Genomic DNA, 16,213 nt, shown 5'->3' on the forward strand with positions numbered 1-16,213 from the left:
AGGGCGGCACCCCATCGGGACGGCGCGACCGGGACACCGGCGCACCGGCTGACGGCGGTCGGGCTCAGGACGGGACGGTCAACGCCAGGACGGCCAGGTCGTCGGCCTCGTACCGGGAGTTCCGCAACCGCTCGACCACGGCGGCCGAGATCCGCTCGACGATGCACTCGGCGCCGTCCACGCCGGGCCGGCTCAACAGGGCGACCAGCCCGTCCTCCCCCAGTTGTGCGCCGGAGTCGTCCCGGGCCTCGGTGACGCCGTCGGTGTAGAGGACCAGGGACGCCCCAGGCGGGAGGGGGACGGACACGGGGTCGAACCGGGCCTCGGCGTCGACGCCGAGCGGTACGTCGCGGGCGCCGACCTCCGACCAGCCCGTCGACGTGCGGAGCAGCGGCAACGGGTGGCCGGCGACGCTCAGCTCCGCCGGTGCGCCGCTGTCGTCCCGTGGTCCGAGCACCAGGCAGCAGGCGGTCACGAAGCGGAGTGGGCCGGATGCCTGCTCGCGCAGCAGCGCGGCGTTGACCGCTCGGAGCACCTCGGCCGGGTCTCCGGCGGCCGCGGCCGCGCGGGCCGTGTGGCGGGCGAGGGCGGTCACCGCGGCCGCCTCGGCGCCGGTGCCGCACACGTCGGCGATGAGCACCATGGAGCGCCCGTCGGACAACGGGGTGACATCGTAGGTGTCGCCGCCCACCAGGGCCGACCCGCCGCCGGGTCGGAAGCGGGCGGCCAGGTCGAGTCCGGGGACGGCCGGCAGGTGCGAGGGGAGCAGACTGCGCTGCAGGGTGTCGGCGAGGTGCCGGACGTCGGACTCCGCGCGCAGTCGGCCCAGGAACTGACCGATCTGTCGGCCGGCGTGGGCCAGGACGTCGAGCAGCTCGGCCGGCACCGGCCGTGACTGCCGTGAGAACAGCTCGCAGACCGCGACCACGGTGTCCCCACCCAGCACGGGGAAGGCCACCCCGGTGCGGAGGCCGTCGGCCCGCGCTTCGGCCCCGCGGAGGAAACGCGGGTCGTTCCACAGGTCCTCCACCACCACCGGCGCCCGGGACGACCAGGCCAGGCCCGGCAGCCCGCCACCACGGGCGACCGAACGCCCCGCCGACCCGGCGTGCAGGACACCGACGTCGAGTCCGGGGGCGGTCCACGTGCCGGCGTGCCGGAGCCGGCCGGCAGTGCCGTCGGACTCCCACAGGGCGGCGACGTCCCAGTCCAGCTCGGCGCAGAGCGTGGCCAGGAGCCGCTCGAACGCGACGTCGGCGTCCGGCGCCTCGGTGAGCGCCGCGGTGACCCGCAGCGTGGCCGCGAGGTACCGGCTGACCTGGAGTTGGCGCTCGAGGAGGATCGTCGTGCTCGCGTCGCGCAGCACGGCCACCACCACGGCACCGTCCGGATCGGTACCCGGCACGGGTTCCAGTCGGGACAGGGTCAGGTCGATCGGGATCTCGTGCCCGTCGGCCCGCAGGGCCGGAACCTGTGTGGTGGAGCCGACCAGTTCCCCCACGCCGGTCCGCCGGAACCGGCTGAACCCGGCTCCGTGGCTGCCGCGGAAGCGCTCGGGCATGAGGACCGTGAGCGGCCGGCCCATCAGGTCCTCGGGCTCGTGGCCGAGCAGGACGCGGACCGAGGGGTTGACGTAGGCGATCCGGCCGAGGCCGTCGGCGACCACCACCGTGTCGGGCAGGGCCTCGAGGAGGGCCGGTGCGGGGAGGGCGGCCGGAGGCGGCACCGGTCCCCCGGAGTTCGGCGCCACAGCCCCTCCTCCCGTCTCGTCGTGCTCCGTCGGGCGGCGGTCGCACCGGCGGTCGTCGACCACCGCCACGGTCTCACAGCCCTCGACGGCGCCGGTTGCACGTCGCCGGTGGCGCAGGACGTCAGAACGCGTAGCGGATGCGCAGCCAGGGCGCGTGGTGGGCGACGAGCTCCTGCAGCCGCGCCACGCCCGCACGCTTGACGTCGTTGCGGTAGCGCACGTTCCACTGGCCGTTCTGGCTGCGCTTGGGCTGCTGCAGGTCCGGCCGCCACAGCAGGTCCTCGGCCTTGGGGTGCCAGCCGAGGTTGACCTCGTGCAGGTCGCGGTTGTGGGTCAGCATGATCACCTCGGCGGCCGCCTGGGCCTTGGCGGCCGGCCCCAGCTCGTCGTCGAGCTGCCGCAGCAGCTGTGCCCAGTCGGCCTCCCAGCCCTCGCGCAGCACCACCGGCGAGAGGTTGAGGTGCACCTCGTAGCCGGCCTCGACGAAGTCGTCGACGGCGCCGATGCGCTCGGCGATGCGGCTGGTGCGGACGTCGACCACCTTCGCGTCGACGTCGGGCATGAGCGAGAAGCGGACGCGGGTGCGGCCCTGCGGGTCGAAGTCGAGCAGCTGCCGGTTGACGTACTTGGTGGCGAAGGAGGCCTTGGCCATGGGCAGCCCGCGGAAGGTGGCCACCAGGTCGGCGACGTTGTCGCTGACCAGCGCGTCGACCGAGCAGTCGCTGTTCTCGCCGATGTCGTAGACCCAGCTGACCGGGTCGCACTGGTCGGCCTCGCCCTTGACGCCCTGCCGGGCGACGTGCCGGCGCAGGTAGCCGGTGATCTGCTCGATGTTGGTGAACACGGTGATCGGGTTGGCGAAGCCCTTGCGCCGGGGGACGTAGCAGTACGCGCACGCCATGGCGCAGCCGTTGGCCGTCGAGGGCGCGATCCAGTTCGACGAGCGGCTGTTGGGCCGGGCCGACAGCGACTTCTTCACCCCGAGCACCAGCGTCTCGGTCTTGACCCGCACCCAGCGCTCGACGTTGCCCTCGTTGCCGTGCAGCTCGGGGATCTGCCAGTGCGAGGGCACCTCGACGACCTCGGCGGCGGGGAAGCGGGCCAGCACCTCGCGGCCGCGGGCGGAGTCGATCGCGGCCGGCTCGGCGTAGACGGTCCGGACGTCGAGCAGGCGGGTGGGGGAGGGCACGGGGGCCGGCTCCGTGGGGGAGTCGGCGGCGCGGACGGCGGACGGCGAGGGAGCGGCTGCCACGCCCTGCTCAGCGCTCCCGGCCGCACCCGGATTCCCGCCCCCACCTGCGGGAACGGTCACACGGGCGGGTCAGGCCGAGCGCGGCGGGACGACGTCCTCGATGTGCAGCCGGCCGCTCTCGAGGTCCTCGGCGAGCTCCTCGACCGAGCGCCCGGCGGCGTACGCGGCGCTGCGCAGCAGGACCAGCGCGGTGGCCGCGTCGGTGTTCAGCGCCAGCCCGGCCCGGCCGGCCGCCCGCAGCACCGACGCGCGGCGGACCGCCTCCGGGCCGTGCAGCCAGTCGGGCCCGCGCTCGGCCGGCCAGTCCGACCAGACGGCCGCCTCGGTGAGCTCGGCGGTCACCATCTCGCCCACCGCGACCGCGGCGAAGACGTCGAGCGCGGGCACCGCCGTCTCGTCGGTGAAGTAGAGGTCCAGCGCGCCGGCGCCGGCGAGGTCCTCGCGCAGCGGCAGGGCCACCGCCGCCCGGAACGGCGTCTCCGTGGTCAGCAGCTCGGCGAAGAGCGGCCACCGGCGGTGCAGGTCGGCGTGGACGGCGAACACCGGCTGCCGGGTCCGCTGGGCCTCCAGGCACGGCCCGGTCCCGGTGGTGAACTGCAGCCGCTCGGCGCACGAGGCGGCGGAGCTGCTCGACCCCAGCGGGATCCGCCGCCCGGCCGCGTCGACCACCGACAAGCCCGCGCCGTCGACCCCGAGGGTGGCGGCGCTGGCGCGGGCGAGCCGTTCCGGCAGCAGCTCCGTGCCGGTCGGGCCGCGCGCGGTCACGTCGTCGAGCGCCGCGGCGAACCGGGTGGCGATGGTCATGCCCCATGCTCCCGCGTGGACGCGGAACCCGGGCGGCCGGTCAGGGACCCCGTTCCGGCCGGTGCGTGTAGGCCGCCTCGCGCACCGCCTCGTCGGACTCCAGCCCCGCGCCCAGCGCGCCGCCCACGGTGGCCAGCGAGCTGGTCAGCCAGGCCAGCTCCAGGTAGTCGCCGAGACCGTCCGGGTGGCCGAGACCCTCGGCGAACAGCGCGCCGGGCACCAGCAGCAGCGCCCCGCCCAGGGCCAGGACGAACAGCGCCGCGTACAGGGTGAGCACGCCGATGACCACGGTGGCGACCGTGGCCAGGTTGAACAGCGCCACCTGCTTGCGCACCCGTCGCGAGCGGGCCCGCTCCCACAGCTGTGCGCCGACCACGAGCGTGACGCAGATGGCCACCACCGACCCCAGGCCCACGACCGTGAGCCGCAGCCAGCCGAAGCGGTCGGCCAGCCGCCAGATGTCCGCGGTGACCAGTGCGAACACCCCGGCGGCGATGGCCGCGGTCAGGGCCCGGGAGAGCTGGATGGTCAGCCGCCACGGCCGGTTGGCCCGGACCATGCCGACCAGGAGCCGCAGGTTGCCCGACAGCACCCGGGCGGTGAACCGGACGCCCTCGGTCGACTCCACGGGGTCGGTGGCCAGCTCGCGCACCCGCCGGCGCAGCGCCTCCGGGTCGCCGTCGCCGGTCTCGTCCTCGCCGAGCAGGGCGTGCACCAGCCCCACCGACGTCTGCAGCGCCCGGCGCCGGCGGCCCACCGCGCCCAGCGCGGGCAGCGAGAGCACCGCCACGCCGTGCACCGGGCTGGCGTGGGCCACCACGGTGCGGCGGTCGACGGTCAGCGGCAGGTCGGTGACGACGACGGCGAGGTCCCACTCCTCGGCCAGCAGGCGCTCGCGGGCCGCGGCGACGATCTCGGCGTCGTCGGCCGGCGGCTGCACGAGGCCGTCCTCGACCACGCGCACGTCCCAGACCACGTCGGGGTACCGCTCGTGCAGCGCGCCGGTCACGTCGGCGGCGAGGTCGGCGGCCACCTCGGCGGGGGCGCCGGGCGCGGCGACCAGGCCGAGGACGACGTCGGGCGGTGCGGCGGAGGCCACGGGTGGCTCCCCTCCCGTCGGGGAGGTCCCTGCGGTCGCGGTCACAGGCGGAGCTGCCCCTCCCGGCCGGTGCGCCACTCGACCATCACGATGCTGGCGTCGTCCTGCAGGCGGCCGGCCTGGTGGTCCATGACGCTGCCCATGAGCCGCCGCATGGTCTCCGGCGGCGGGTCGCCGGCCAGCTCGGCGCGGACGACGAGGTCGGCCAGCCGCTCCTCGCCGAAGAACGCACCCTCCGGCGAGCGGGCCTCGACGACCCCGTCGGTGTACAGGAGCACCCGGTCGCCCGGGCGCAGCTGGAGCCGGCACGGCCCGGGCGCGCCCGACAGCAGGCCGAGCGGGCGGGCCGGCGGGCACACCGGCGGGCGGACGAGGGCGCCGTCGCGGACCACCAGCGGGTCGGGGTGGCCGCAGTTCACCCAGTCCAGGACGCCGGTGTCGAGATCGAGCCGCGCGATGGCCGCGGTCGCGAAGCGGCTGCCCTGGAACTGGCCGGCCACCACCGCGTCGACCGCGGTGGCCAGGCGGGGCAGGTCCAGGCCCGCCCGTCGGGCGTGCCGGTAGGCGCCGACGGCCGCGGTGGCCAGGAGTGCCGCGGGCAGGCCGTGGCCCACGGCGTCGAGCACCGCCAGGTCCACGACCGAGCCGTTGACGGCGTAGTCGAAGGTGTCCCCGCCGATCTCGTACGTCGGCTCGAGGGCGCCGGTGACCACCACCCGGTCGCTGGCGTAGGTGAGCGGCGGGAGCAGCTCCCACTGGACCTCGGCCGCCAGCGAGAGCTCCCGGCGCCGCCGCAGCCGGGCGAAGACGTCGCTGTAGGCGTCGCGGGTGACGACCAGCTCGGCGACCAGCGAGGCGAAGGACCGCGCGTCGTCCTCGAACCGCGGCGTCGTCTCCCCGGCGAGGACGAACTCCAGGACGCCGATCCGCTCGGCACCGTCGAGCAGCGGCAGCCACAGCGTCGCCGGCCCGTCGGCTGCAGGGGCCCGCACCGGCTGCACCCGGCGGAAGGCGCGCCCGGCCACGGTGCCGTCGATGACCAGCGCCTCGCGGGCGGGCACGCCGTCACCGGGCAGCGGGACCAGCTCGTGCTGCGCGTAGTCGGCCAGGTAGACGACGGCGTCGCGGACGCCCAGGCGGCGCGCCTGCGCGGCGACGACCGCACCCACGGCGTCCGCGGGGAGGTGGTGCGAGGCGCGGACGAGCGCCCGCACGGGGTCCTCCTCGGACGGGATCGGGTCGGTGGCCACGACGGGAGAGCCTCCCACCCGGCCCCGGGCGGGTTCAGCCGCGGGTCTCGAGCACCGCCGAGTAGACCTGCACGGTCTGCTGGGCGATCGCCGGCCAGCCGAACTCCGACAGCACCCGCTCGCGTCCGGCGGCCCCCATGGCCGCGGCCCGCTGCGGGTCGGCGAGCAGCTCGGCGACCCGCGCCGCGAGGCCGGCCTCGAACGCGGCGACGTCGTCGGGGTCGTAGGGGACGAGCAGCCCGGTCTTCCCGTCGGCGACGACCTCCGGGATCCCGCCGACCGCGCTGGCGACCACGGCGGTGCCGCAGGCGGCGGCCTCGAGGTTGACGATCCCCAGGGGCTCGTACACCGAGGGGACGACGAACACCGTGGCGCCGGTGATCAGCGGCACCAGCTGCTCGCGCGGGACCATCGCCTCGATCCACACGACGCCCGGCCGGCGGGCCTGCAGCTGCGCCACCGCGTCGGCGACCTGCTGACGCTCGGCCGGGGTGTCCGCGGCACCGGCGCACAGCACCAGCCCGGCGTCGGGCGGCAGCTGCTCGGCCGCCCGGAGCAGGTGGACGACGCCCTTCTGCCGGGTGATCCGGCCGACGAACAGCGCGTACGGCCGGTCGGGGTCCACCCCGAGGGAGCGGACGACGTCGGGCGCCGGCGTGGGCCGGTACGCCTCTGCGTCGACCCCGTTGCCGACGACGTGCACCCGGGCCGGGTCGAGGTCGGGATAGGCGTCGAGCACGTCGGCGCGCATGCCGTTGCTGACCGCGATGACGCCGTCGGCGGCCAGGTAGGCGGTGCGCTCCACCCAGGAGGACAGCCGGTAGCCCCCGCCCAGCTGGTCGGCCTTCCACGGACGGCGGGGCTCCAGCGAGTGGGCGGTCACCACGTGCGGCACGCCGTGCACCAGCGCGGCCAGCAGGCCGGCGCCGTTGGCGTACCAGGTGTGGCTGTGCACCAGGTCGACCGTCGACAGGGCGACGGCCATCTCGACGTCGGTGCCCAGCGCCTGCAGCGCACCGTTGGCCGAGGCCAGGCCCGGTGGCACCGCCCAGGCGGTCGCGTCGGGGCGCGGGGCGCCGAAGCAGTGCACGTCGAGGTCGGGCCCGGCGGGCAGCGACCGCAGCGCCGCGACGAGGTGTTCGACGTGCACCCCGGCACCGCCGTAGACGTCCGGTGGCCACTCGCGGGTGACGATGCCGATGCGCACGCCGGTCACCCTAGGGGGACCGACCGCGCCGGGTCAGGTCACGCCGGAGGCCGGCAACGGCTACGTTCGCTCCATGCGTGGCGGTCCCCGGGTGCTCGGCATCGTCCTGGCTGGTGGAGAGGGCAAGCGACTGGCCCCCCTGACCCAGGACCGGGCCAAACCGGCGGTGCCCTTCGGCGGCAACTACCGGCTCATCGACTTCGTGCTCTCCAACCTCGTGAACGCCGAGATCCGGCAGATCGCCGTGCTGACGCAGTACAAGAGCCACAGCCTCGACCGGCACATCACCACGACCTGGCGGATGTCGAACCTGCTCGGCAACTACGTCACCCCGGTGCCGGCCCAGCAGCGGCTCGGCCCGCGCTGGTACACCGGCAGCGCCGACGCCATCCTGCAGAGCCTCAACCTCATCTACGACGCGCGGCCCGACATCGTCGTCGTCTTCGGCGCCGACCACGTCTACCGGATGGACCCGGGCCAGATGATCGACCAGCACCTGCAGACCGGGGCGGGCGTGACCATCGCCGGCCTGCGCGTGCCGCGCCGCGAGGCGACCGAGTTCGGCGTCATCGACGCCGACGCCGGGGGCAAGGTGCGCGGCTTCCTCGAGAAGCCGGCCGACCCGCCCGGGCTGCCGGACTCCCCGGAGGAGTCCTTCGCCTCCATGGGCAACTACGTCTTCTCCACCGACGCGCTGCTGGAGGCGCTGCGCACCGACGCCGAGGACGCCGACTCCGCACACGACATGGGCGGCTCGATCATGCCCATGCTGGCCGACGCCGGGGCGGCCTGGGTCTACGACTTCTCCACCAACATCGTCCCGGGCGCCAGCGAGCGCGACCACGGCTACTGGCGCGACGTGGGGACCATCGACTCCTACTTCGACGCACACATGGACCTGGTGTCGGTCACCCCGGTGTTCAACCTCTACAACGACCGCTGGCCGATCCTCACCCTGCCGCCGCAGCAGCCGCCGGCCAAGTTCGTGCTCGGCGGGCGGGCCGAGGAGTCGATGGTCAGCGCCGGCGCGATCATCGGCGGCGGGTCGGTGCACAACTCCGTGATCTCCCCCGGCGTGCGGGTCGACCGTGGCGCGCGGGTCGAGGACAGCGTGCTCATGGACGGCGTCGTCGTCGGGGAGGGCGCCTACGTGCGCCGCGCGATCCTGGACAAGAACGTCGTCGTCCCGCCGTGGGCACGCATCGGCGTCGAGACGGTCGCGGACAAGGAGCACTACCACGTCAGCGCCGGCGGGGTGACCGTGCTCGGCAAGGGCGTCCGCGCCTTCGTGTGAAGGACCCTCGTACCCCCGACCCTCGCTCCGCTCGGGCCGGGCCCCTGCACGAGGGCCGTTCCAGCACGTCACCTCTCGTCGTCACGCTCCTGCTGGGGGCGGAGGCGCAGGCGCGCTTCGACCGGCTGCGGGCCGAGCACTTCCCGGCCGACCGCAACCACCTGGCCGCGCACGTCACGCTGTTCCACGCGCTGCCGGGGGAGGAGCAGGCCGCCGTCGGCGCGGCGCTGGGCGCGGCCGCCGCGCGCCCGCCGTTCGACGTCGCGGTGACCGGCCTGCAGCTGCTCGGCCGCGGTGTCGCGTTCCGGCTGGCCGCCCCGGAGCTCTCCGCGCTGCACGCGCGGCTGGCCGCGGAGTTCGACCCGTGGCTGACCCGGCAGGACCGCCAGCGGCTGTCGGCGCACGTCACGGTGCAGAACAAGGTGGCGCCGGAGCGGGCCCGCGCGCTGCGTGACCGGCTCGAGGCGGGGTTCGTCCCGCACGCGGTCCCGGCCCGCGGGCTCGGGCTGTGGCGCTACCTGGGCGGCCCGTGGGAGCCGCTGGCCGAGCACCCGTTCACCGGCTGACCTGCCCGGGCCCGCGGGTGGCCACCAGCAGGCCCGCGCCGATCGGCAGGACGGCGGACGTCAGCTCCTCGTCCTCGCGGACGCTGCGCGCCAGCTCCCGCCAGGCGACGGTGTCGGCGTCGCGGGCCGCGCGGTCGCCGATCCGGTCGCCGGCCAGCAGGCCGTGCCAGGTCAGCGTGCCGCCGGGGCGGACCAGCCCCACCAGCGCGGCGAGGTGCGCGGCGTACTCGGTCGGTGGGCCGGCGCAGGCCACCAGGTCGTAGGCGCCGGGGGAGAGCCGTGGCAGCACCTCGGCCGGGGTGCCGAAGATCAGCCGGGTGCGGCCCGCGGGGACGCCGGCGTCGGCGAGCGCCTGGCGGGCGGCGCGCAGCGCGGCGGGGTCGGTGTCCAGGACGGTGAGGACGCCGTCGGGCCGCATGCCCCGCAGCAGCCACAGCCCCGCGACCCCGCCCCCGCTGCCGACGGACACGACCGCGCGGGCGCCGGCCCCCGCCGCGAGGACGGCGAGCGTCGCGCCGACCGCGGGCTCGACGGGGGCGGCGCCGCCCAGCGCGGTGGCCCGGCTGCGGGCGGCCACCAGGACGGGGTCCTCGGCGGCGTAGCGGTCGGCCCACGCGGCGCCGGTGCCGCCCGGGTGCGGTCCCCCGGCGATCGTCACCGGGCGAGGTTACCGACCGTGACCGTGCCGGGCGGGGAGCCGAGCCTGTGAGGGGCCTGTGAACGGCGACACCGGGGAACACCGGGCACCCCGCCGTCCGTTCACCCGGTGTGACACCCCAGCGTGCCGCTGTCCCCCCTGCCACCGGTCCGGGGGAGGTCGGCGGTGTGCGCGTCCGGGATACTGGAGGCGTGCCCGAGGCCACCGTCCCCCCGTCCGCCGACGACCAGCCCGCCGCGGGCGCCGGTGAGGTGTGGGTCGCCCCGACGTGGGAGCAGGTCGTGCGCGACCACTCCGCCCGCGTCTACCGCCTCGCCTACCGCCTCTCCGGCAACGCCCAGGACGCCGAGGACCTGACCCAGGAGACCTTCGTCCGGGTGTTCCGCTCCCTGGCCGACTTCTCGCCGGGCACCTTCGAGGGCTGGCTGCACCGGATCACCACGAACCTCTTCCTCGACATGGTCCGCCGCCGGCAGCGGATCCGGTTCGACGCGCTGCCCGAGGACACCGAGCGGCTGCCGGGCACCGCCCCGAGCCCCGAGCAGGTCTACGCCGACACCCACCTCGACCCGCAGGTGCAGGCGGCGCTCGACGCGCTGTCGCCGGAGTTCCGCGTGGCCGTCGTCCTCTGCGACATCGAGGGCCTGACCTACGAGGAGATCGCGGCGACCCTCGGCATCAAGCTGGGCACCGTCCGCAGCCGCATCCACCGCGGCCGGGTGCAGTTGCGCCAGGCCCTGGCCCACCTGGCCCCGCGCGGGGCCGCGGCACCGGGGGCCGGCGCGTGAGCCTGCCGGAGAGCCACCTGGCGCAGGAGGCCATCGCCGCGCTGGTCGACGGCGAGCTGGCCAGCGGCCCCGCCGCGCGCGCCGCCCGGCACCTCGCCGGCTGCTGGGAGTGCCGGACGGCGGTGCAGGCCCAGCGGGAGGCCAAGGACGCGCTGCACGCCGCGGCCGACGTCGACGTCCCCGGCGACCTGCTGTCCCGGCTGTGCGCCATCCCCTTCACCGCCGACGTGCCCGGCGGCGGCGGGCTGGGTTCGGTCACCGCGGGTCCGGGCCAGCTGACCGTCACCGGCTCCTCCGGCCGGTGGACCGTCTCCCTCGACGACCCGCCGCAGCGCCCGGCCGCGCCGCACCAGGCGCGCTGGCTGCGCCGCGGGGTCGCGGGCACCCTGGCCGGGCTCGGGCTGGGGGTGGCCGTCCTCGCGGTCAACCTGCCCGACGCCGGCCCCGTCCGGCCCGGCTCGCCGCCGGCGTCGGTGGCGGGGCCGTCCGCGCCCGAGGAGCGCACCGAGGTCGTGCCGCCGGTCGTCCGCACGCTCACCGGCCCGTCGTCGGCCGACACCCCCGCGCAGGGCGGCACGCCCTGACCGGCGGCCCGGGCGGCCGCCGCCCGGCGTGCTGCCGCACGCCGTCGGGCCCGGGGAGGACCCTGTACCCGTGACGTCCCCTGATGCCCGGGAGCCCGGGGCCCCCGACGCCGGGAGCGCCGGCGACCGCACGCCCGACGCCGCGGAGTTCGCCCGGCCCACCGGCGCCACCGGCCCGTTCGACCCGCCCGAGCGCACCCGGCCCGCCGTCGCACTCCCGCCGCCGGCCAGCCCGGCACAGCAGGCGGCGTTCGGGCGCCCGGCCGCCGTCGCCGGGAGCTTCGCCGGCGACCGCCCGTCGCCGCCCGCGCGGCCGGTCCTCCCGCCGCCGCCCGAGGCCGTGCTGCGCGCCTTCCGCGCGCCGGCCGGGCAGGCGGGCCTGCAGGAGCCACCCGGTGGCCGGCCCGGACGCCGGCGCACCTCGGCCGGCCCGTGGTGGAAGCCCGACGCGAAGAGCGACCCCTGGCGCGACCCGCACGCCCCGGCCGCCCTCACCGGGCCGGCGGTGTTCGAGGAGGAGTCAGAGCAGGAGGGCCCGGTCGTCGTCGACCGCAAGGGCCGCCGGAAGCTGCGGCTGCGCGACCTGTCGGTGCGCGTCGCGGCCCTGGTGGTGCTGGCGGTGCTCCTGGCCGGCGTCCTCGGCGGCGGCGTGGGCTACCTGCTGACCCGCGAGGCGTCCGAGACGCCGCTGCTGGCGCCGGGCACCACCCTGTCGGAGACCGACGACGCGGTCACCCGCGAGCCCGGCTCGGTGTCCGACATCGCCGCGGACGTCGCGCCGGCCGTCGTGTCGATCGAGGTGCGCGTCGGCGAGGTGGGGGCCACCGGGTCCGGGGTCGTCGTCGACGGCGAGGGTGGCTACATCGTCACCAACAACCACGTCGTGTCCGGCGCCGACGGCGTCGACGGCGCCGAGATCCGCGCCGTGTTCAGCGACGGCACCGGCTCCGAGGCGCGCATCGTGGGCCGCGACCCGGCCAGCGACATCGCCGTCGTCAAGGTGGAGCGGCCCGGCCTGGTCACCGCCTCCCTGGGCAGCGTCGACGACGTCGTGGTCGGCGACCCCGTCGTCGCCATCGGCTCGCCGCTCGGCCTGGCCGGCACCGTGACCAGCGGCATCGTCAGTGCCCTCGACCGGCCGGTGCGGCTGGCGGGGGAGGGCAGCGACACCAACGCCGTCATCAGCGCCGTGCAGACCGACGCGCCGATCAACCCGGGCAACTCCGGTGGTGCGCTGGTCGACGCCACGGGCGCGGTCATCGGCATCAACACCGCGATCGCCTCGCTCGGCGGCGGTAGCGTCGGCCTGGGCTTCGCGATCCCCATCGACACCGCCCGCGGCATCGCCGAGCAGCTCATCGCCACCGGCAGCGCGGTGCACGCCTCGCTCGGGGTCAACACCCGGTCGGTCACCGACGGCGCCCGCAACGGCGCGCTGGTGCTCAACGTCGAGCCGGGCAGCGCCGCGGCCGAGGCCGGCGTCCAGGAGCAGGACGTCGTCATCCGGGTCGACGACCAGGAGGTCGGCAGCTCCGAGGAGCTCGTCGTCGCCGTCGACTCCCACCGGCCCGGCGACGTCGTCACGCTGGAGCTGATCCGCGGCGGGGCGTCCACCACGGTGCAGGCCACGCTCGACCAGGCCTAGCTCGACCAGGCATAGCTCGACCAGGCCCAGCTCGAACAGGCGTGGTCGGGGCGGGCCAGGTCCGGCGGGCACCTACCCTGGGGTCGACGGGAGGGGGAGCGGCACGTGTTCGACTCGATCGGCTGGGGCGAGATCGTCGTCCTCGCCCTGGCCGCGCTGTTCATCTTCGGGCCCGAGCGGCTGCCCACCCTGGCGAAGGACGCGGCGAGCGGGCTCAAGCGGGTCCGCGCGGCGCTGGCCGGGGTGCGGGCCCAGGTCGACGAGTCCCTCGGCGACGAGTTCGCCGGCCTGCGCGACCTCGACCTGCGGAAGTACCACCCGAAGACGTTCATCCGGTCGCAGCTGTTCGAGGACGACTACGACGCCCCGCCGGTGCGCCGCAGCACCACCGGGGCCACCGCCGCCGGGTTGGTCAAGGCGAGCCACGAACCCGACCGGCCCCGCGACCGCGCCGTCCCACCGCCCTTCGACGTCGACGCGACGTAGCAGCCGTCCCGCGCATGACGGAGCCGTCGCCGTTGCTCGCGTCGTGGGGGTCGTCGGGTGCAGGGGTCGTGTGCCGCCGCCGTGAGCGGCGCTCGCAGCCGCCCTGAGGCGTCGACGGGCTCGGGAAGATCAGCGACGTGCGGTGGGTGACGAAGCGCCGTCGAGTGCGGGAGGCCCAGGACGAGCTTCGGCGCGAGCAGCTGCGACAAGCGGTCCTCCAGCTCTTGGCTCCCTACGACTGTCAGATCCAGCAGGGAGGTGACTGGATTGAGGTCCGTGGCAGACCGCAGGCCTGTCCGTTCCGCATCGACCTGCCCGGGGACCTAGCGCTACTGGGTGCCGGTGTTGAGGGCGAGTACGTGTCCGAGTGGGTCCTGAGTACGCCCGCTGATCAAGCAGACCTCGCAGTGTTCCTCCAGCGCCTCGTCGACGGTGACCTGGATGATCTACCGCTGGGGCTGAACGACGTCCGCCTGGAGGGCTACCGCGGCTGTGCGCGCTTGCTGCCGCGCGGAGGATCGTCCTGAAGCCATCCTCATGGCAGCCGGCGCGAGTGTCTCTGAGCGGCCCACCATGGAACACCGCTGCGTTCAGGCCTCCAGGTCGGCACCACCATCCGCAGCTGGCACGAGGAGCAGGCCGGTCGCCCCCATGTCGCTGAGGTCGATCAGCTCGACCGCTGCTCGTAGCTGGCGCCGATCTTCGTCGTTGCCCGCTCGACCGAGGAGGGTGGTCAGCAGGGCTCGAATGCTGATCACGTCTTCCTCCGGAAGCCACCACTGTCCGCCTCGGTCCAGCAGGATCTCCTGGCCTTGAGTGACAGGGAGGCCTTCGGTCATCCGCCTGACGAGGTCCACGTCGATGAAGGCCGCCTCCTGAGCCTCGGCGCTCACGATCGCGACGGACCCCGGGCGGGGCCAGGTTACGGCGGTTGCGCTGGTACGCCGACGTCTGGACCACCACGCCACTGCGCCATCCTGCACGCACTCCGTCGACAGGGCCCACACCCGACCCGGACAGGCCGGCGCTTTCTGTGTCTGAGCGGCCCACCAAGGGACGGACCCAGGCACCGAGGCGACCGTCGAGGTCGCTTGGCGACTCGCATGATCCGCTTGGCCCGTCGGTAGTCTCGGAGGCCTTCGCCAAGTGAGGCCCCGTCGCCCAGGAGGCCGCCGAAGATCGCTTCGCTGAGCGCGCCGGACTTGCCCCTGTCGAGCCCGAGCTTCTCCCTGGCCCACTCCTCAGCCACTGCGGCCACCCTCGAGTCGGGATGCCGACGGCCCTTCCGGGCCCGAGGTGTCCGCTGCCCAGGGCCGTCACTCGACGTCCGTCAAGGACCTCGATCGCCCGTCCACATCCCCTGGCGAACAGGCCGGCTCGTCCGTCGCCCGCTGACCCGTTCACGGGGTCAGCGGGGGCGGGGAGCCACGCATACTCTTCGCGTGCCGCGCCGGAGCTCCCCATGAGGCCCCGCCTGCTCCACCTGCCACGACCCGCGCGCCCGGCTCAGGTCGTCGTCCTCGCCTTCGCGGGGGCGGTGGCGCTGGGCACCCTGCTGTTGCTCCTGCCGGTGTCCCGGGCCGACCCTGGCGGTGCGCCGCTCGTCGACGCGCTGTTCACCGCGACGTCCGCGGTCACGGTCACGGGCCTCAACACGGTCGACACGGCCACCTACTGGTCCGACCTCGGTCACGTCGTGATCCTGCTGCTGATCCAGATCGGTGGCTTCGGCATCATGTCGCTGGCGACGTTGCTCGGCCTGCTCGTGTCGCACCGGCTGGGGTTGCGGATGCGGCTGACCACGGCGGCCGAGACCAGGATGCTCGGCATCGGCGACGTCCGGCGCGTCCTCGTCGGCGTCGCACGCACCAGCCTGCTCTTCGAGGCTGCCGGGACGGTGGTGCTCAGCGTCCGGTTCGCCGCTGCCCACGACGAGCCGGTGGGCCGCGCGTTGTGGCTCGGGCTCTTCCACTCCGTCTCGGCGTTCAACAACGGGGGGTTCGCCCTCTTCAGCGACGGCTTGATCCGCTTCGTGACCGACCCGGTGGTGACCCTCACCGTGTGCTTGCTCGTCATCACGGGCGGACTGGGCTTCCCGGTGTTGTTCGAGCTCCACCGGCTGTGGCGGAGCCCGCGCCGGTGGACCGTGCACACCAAGATCGTGGTGCTCGCGACGTCGGTCCTCCTCGCCACAGGAACGCTCGCGTTCCTCGCCCTCGAGTGGAGCAACCCGGCCACTCTCGGCCCGCTCGGCGTCGGCGGCAAGGCGCTCGCCGGGTTCCTCCTCGCCGTGATGCCGCGCAGCGGCGGACTGCACTCCGTGCCGACGGGAGAACTGCACGCCGAGTCCCTGCTGCTGACCGACGTGCTCATGTTCATCGGCGGGGGCAGCGCCGGCACGGCCGGCGGGATCAAGGTGACGACCTTCACCGTGCTGCTCTTCGTCATCCTCACCGAGATCCGGGCGGACCGCAGTGTCGTCGCGTTCCACCGGCACATCCCGTCCGATGCCCAGCGGCAGGCGCTGACCGTCGCGCTGCTCGGCGTCGCCGGCGTCTTCGGCGGTACGGGCGCGCTGATGGTGCTCACGCCCTTCTCGCTCGATCAGGTGCTCTTCGAGGTCATCTCGGCGTTCGCGACGGTGGGGTTGTCGACCGGGATCACCGGTGACCTCGGAACGCCAGGCACCCTGTTGCTCGTCGTGCTCATGTTCACCGGACGCCTGGGGCCGATCACTCTGGCGTCGGCGCTGGCGCTGCGGGCACGTCCCCGCCTCTACGAACTCCCGCAGGAGCGCCCGATAATCGGGTGACACGACCACCACGAGGGG

General features: G+C 75.1%; 16 protein-coding genes. 8 read left to right on the forward strand and 8 right to left on the reverse strand.

Translation table 11 applies throughout. The annotated features are described in order from the left end of the window. Positions 1 to 64: 64 nt before the first annotated feature. From BMZ33_RS19175 to glgA, 6 genes are all read right to left on the reverse strand, one after another. Positions 65 to 1,750: a SpoIIE family protein phosphatase gene (locus tag BMZ33_RS19175; protein WP_169064569.1), complete on the reverse strand. Its 1,686-nt coding sequence runs from the start codon at positions 1,748 to 1,750 to the stop codon at positions 65 to 67. A 121-nt stretch (positions 1,751 to 1,871) separates the two neighbouring features. Continuing rightward, complete coding sequence (locus BMZ33_RS19180) at positions 1,872 to 2,939, reverse strand: spore photoproduct lyase family protein (protein ID WP_169064570.1); 1,068 nt, start codon at positions 2,937 to 2,939, stop codon at positions 1,872 to 1,874. Between the two features lie 132 nt (positions 2,940 to 3,071). Continuing rightward, complete coding sequence (locus BMZ33_RS19185; protein ID WP_169064571.1) at positions 3,072 to 3,806, reverse strand: GAF domain-containing protein; 735 nt, start codon at positions 3,804 to 3,806, stop codon at positions 3,072 to 3,074. 40 nt (positions 3,807 to 3,846) lie between these two features. Then, positions 3,847 to 4,905 (reverse strand): hypothetical protein, encoded by a 1,059-nt coding sequence (locus BMZ33_RS19190; protein WP_091114841.1) that lies wholly within the window; start codon positions 4,903 to 4,905, stop codon positions 3,847 to 3,849. Positions 4,906 to 4,946: 41 nt separating this feature from the next. Further along, the gene (locus BMZ33_RS19195; RefSeq protein ID WP_169064572.1) at positions 4,947 to 6,155 is read right to left on the reverse strand and encodes a PP2C family protein-serine/threonine phosphatase; all 1,209 of its coding nucleotides are present in this window, start codon (positions 6,153 to 6,155) and stop codon (positions 4,947 to 4,949) included. Between the two features lie 34 nt (positions 6,156 to 6,189). After that, complete coding sequence (gene glgA, locus BMZ33_RS19200) at positions 6,190 to 7,362, reverse strand: glycogen synthase (RefSeq protein WP_091115293.1); 1,173 nt, start codon at positions 7,360 to 7,362, stop codon at positions 6,190 to 6,192. Between the two features lie 73 nt (positions 7,363 to 7,435). Here glgA and glgC point away from each other — a divergent pair, with 73 nt between their 5' ends. Together glgC and BMZ33_RS19210 are read left to right on the forward strand one after the other, a co-directional pair. After that, complete coding sequence (glgC, locus tag BMZ33_RS19205; RefSeq protein ID WP_091114846.1) at positions 7,436 to 8,656, forward strand: glucose-1-phosphate adenylyltransferase; 1,221 nt, start codon at positions 7,436 to 7,438, stop codon at positions 8,654 to 8,656. Continuing rightward, entirely contained in the window at positions 8,653 to 9,222 is a 570-nt protein-coding gene (locus BMZ33_RS19210) for a 2'-5' RNA ligase family protein (protein WP_091114850.1), read from the forward strand. Before glgC ends, BMZ33_RS19210 begins: the two co-directional genes overlap by 4 nt. Here the strand turns inward: BMZ33_RS19210 and BMZ33_RS19215 are convergent. Next, the gene (locus tag BMZ33_RS19215; protein ID WP_091114853.1) at positions 9,212 to 9,880 is read right to left on the reverse strand and encodes an O-methyltransferase; all 669 of its coding nucleotides are present in this window, start codon (positions 9,878 to 9,880) and stop codon (positions 9,212 to 9,214) included. The two genes, BMZ33_RS19210 and BMZ33_RS19215, sit on opposite strands and share 11 nt — an antisense overlap. Positions 9,881 to 10,071: 191 nt before the next feature. Between BMZ33_RS19215 and sigE the strand changes: the two genes are divergently transcribed. From sigE to BMZ33_RS19240, 5 genes are all read left to right on the forward strand, one after another. Further along, positions 10,072 to 10,668 (forward strand): RNA polymerase sigma factor SigE, encoded by a 597-nt coding sequence (gene sigE, locus BMZ33_RS19220; RefSeq protein WP_169064573.1) that lies wholly within the window; start codon positions 10,072 to 10,074, stop codon positions 10,666 to 10,668. Beyond that, positions 10,665 to 11,252, forward strand: a complete 588-nt coding sequence (locus BMZ33_RS19225) for an anti-sigma factor family protein (RefSeq protein ID WP_091114855.1) — start codon at positions 10,665 to 10,667, stop codon at positions 11,250 to 11,252. The genes sigE and BMZ33_RS19225 overlap by 4 nt, the downstream gene beginning before the upstream one ends. 70 nt (positions 11,253 to 11,322) lie before the next feature. Next, positions 11,323 to 12,897 carry a S1C family serine protease gene (locus tag BMZ33_RS19230; RefSeq protein WP_091114858.1) on the forward strand — a complete coding sequence of 525 codons (1,575 nt, stop codon included), beginning with the start codon at positions 11,323 to 11,325 and terminating at the stop codon, positions 12,895 to 12,897. 105 nt (positions 12,898 to 13,002) lie between these two features. After that, positions 13,003 to 13,383, forward strand: coding sequence for a twin-arginine translocase TatA/TatE family subunit (locus BMZ33_RS19235; protein WP_091114862.1), 381 nt, complete (start codon positions 13,003 to 13,005; stop codon positions 13,381 to 13,383). Positions 13,384 to 13,529: 146 nt separating this feature from the next. Further along, a complete protein-coding gene (locus BMZ33_RS19240; RefSeq protein ID WP_136697357.1) occupies positions 13,530 to 13,910 on the forward strand; it encodes a hypothetical protein in 381 nt (126 codons plus the stop codon). Positions 13,911 to 13,973: 63 nt separating this feature from the next. On the opposite strand, the gene BMZ33_RS19245 is transcribed toward BMZ33_RS19240, so the two are convergent. Next, complete coding sequence (locus BMZ33_RS19245; protein ID WP_091114868.1) at positions 13,974 to 14,276, reverse strand: hypothetical protein; 303 nt, start codon at positions 14,274 to 14,276, stop codon at positions 13,974 to 13,976. 644 nt (positions 14,277 to 14,920) lie between these two features. Between BMZ33_RS19245 and BMZ33_RS19250 the strand changes: the two genes are divergently transcribed. Next, entirely contained in the window at positions 14,921 to 16,195 is a 1,275-nt protein-coding gene (locus tag BMZ33_RS19250) for a TrkH family potassium uptake protein (protein WP_169064574.1), read from the forward strand. Positions 16,196 to 16,213: the final 18 nt, after the last annotated feature.

Origin of the sequence: Geodermatophilus dictyosporus (assembly GCF_900115505.1) — a bacterium.
Taxonomy (GTDB): domain Bacteria; phylum Actinomycetota; class Actinomycetes; order Mycobacteriales; family Geodermatophilaceae; genus Geodermatophilus; species Geodermatophilus dictyosporus.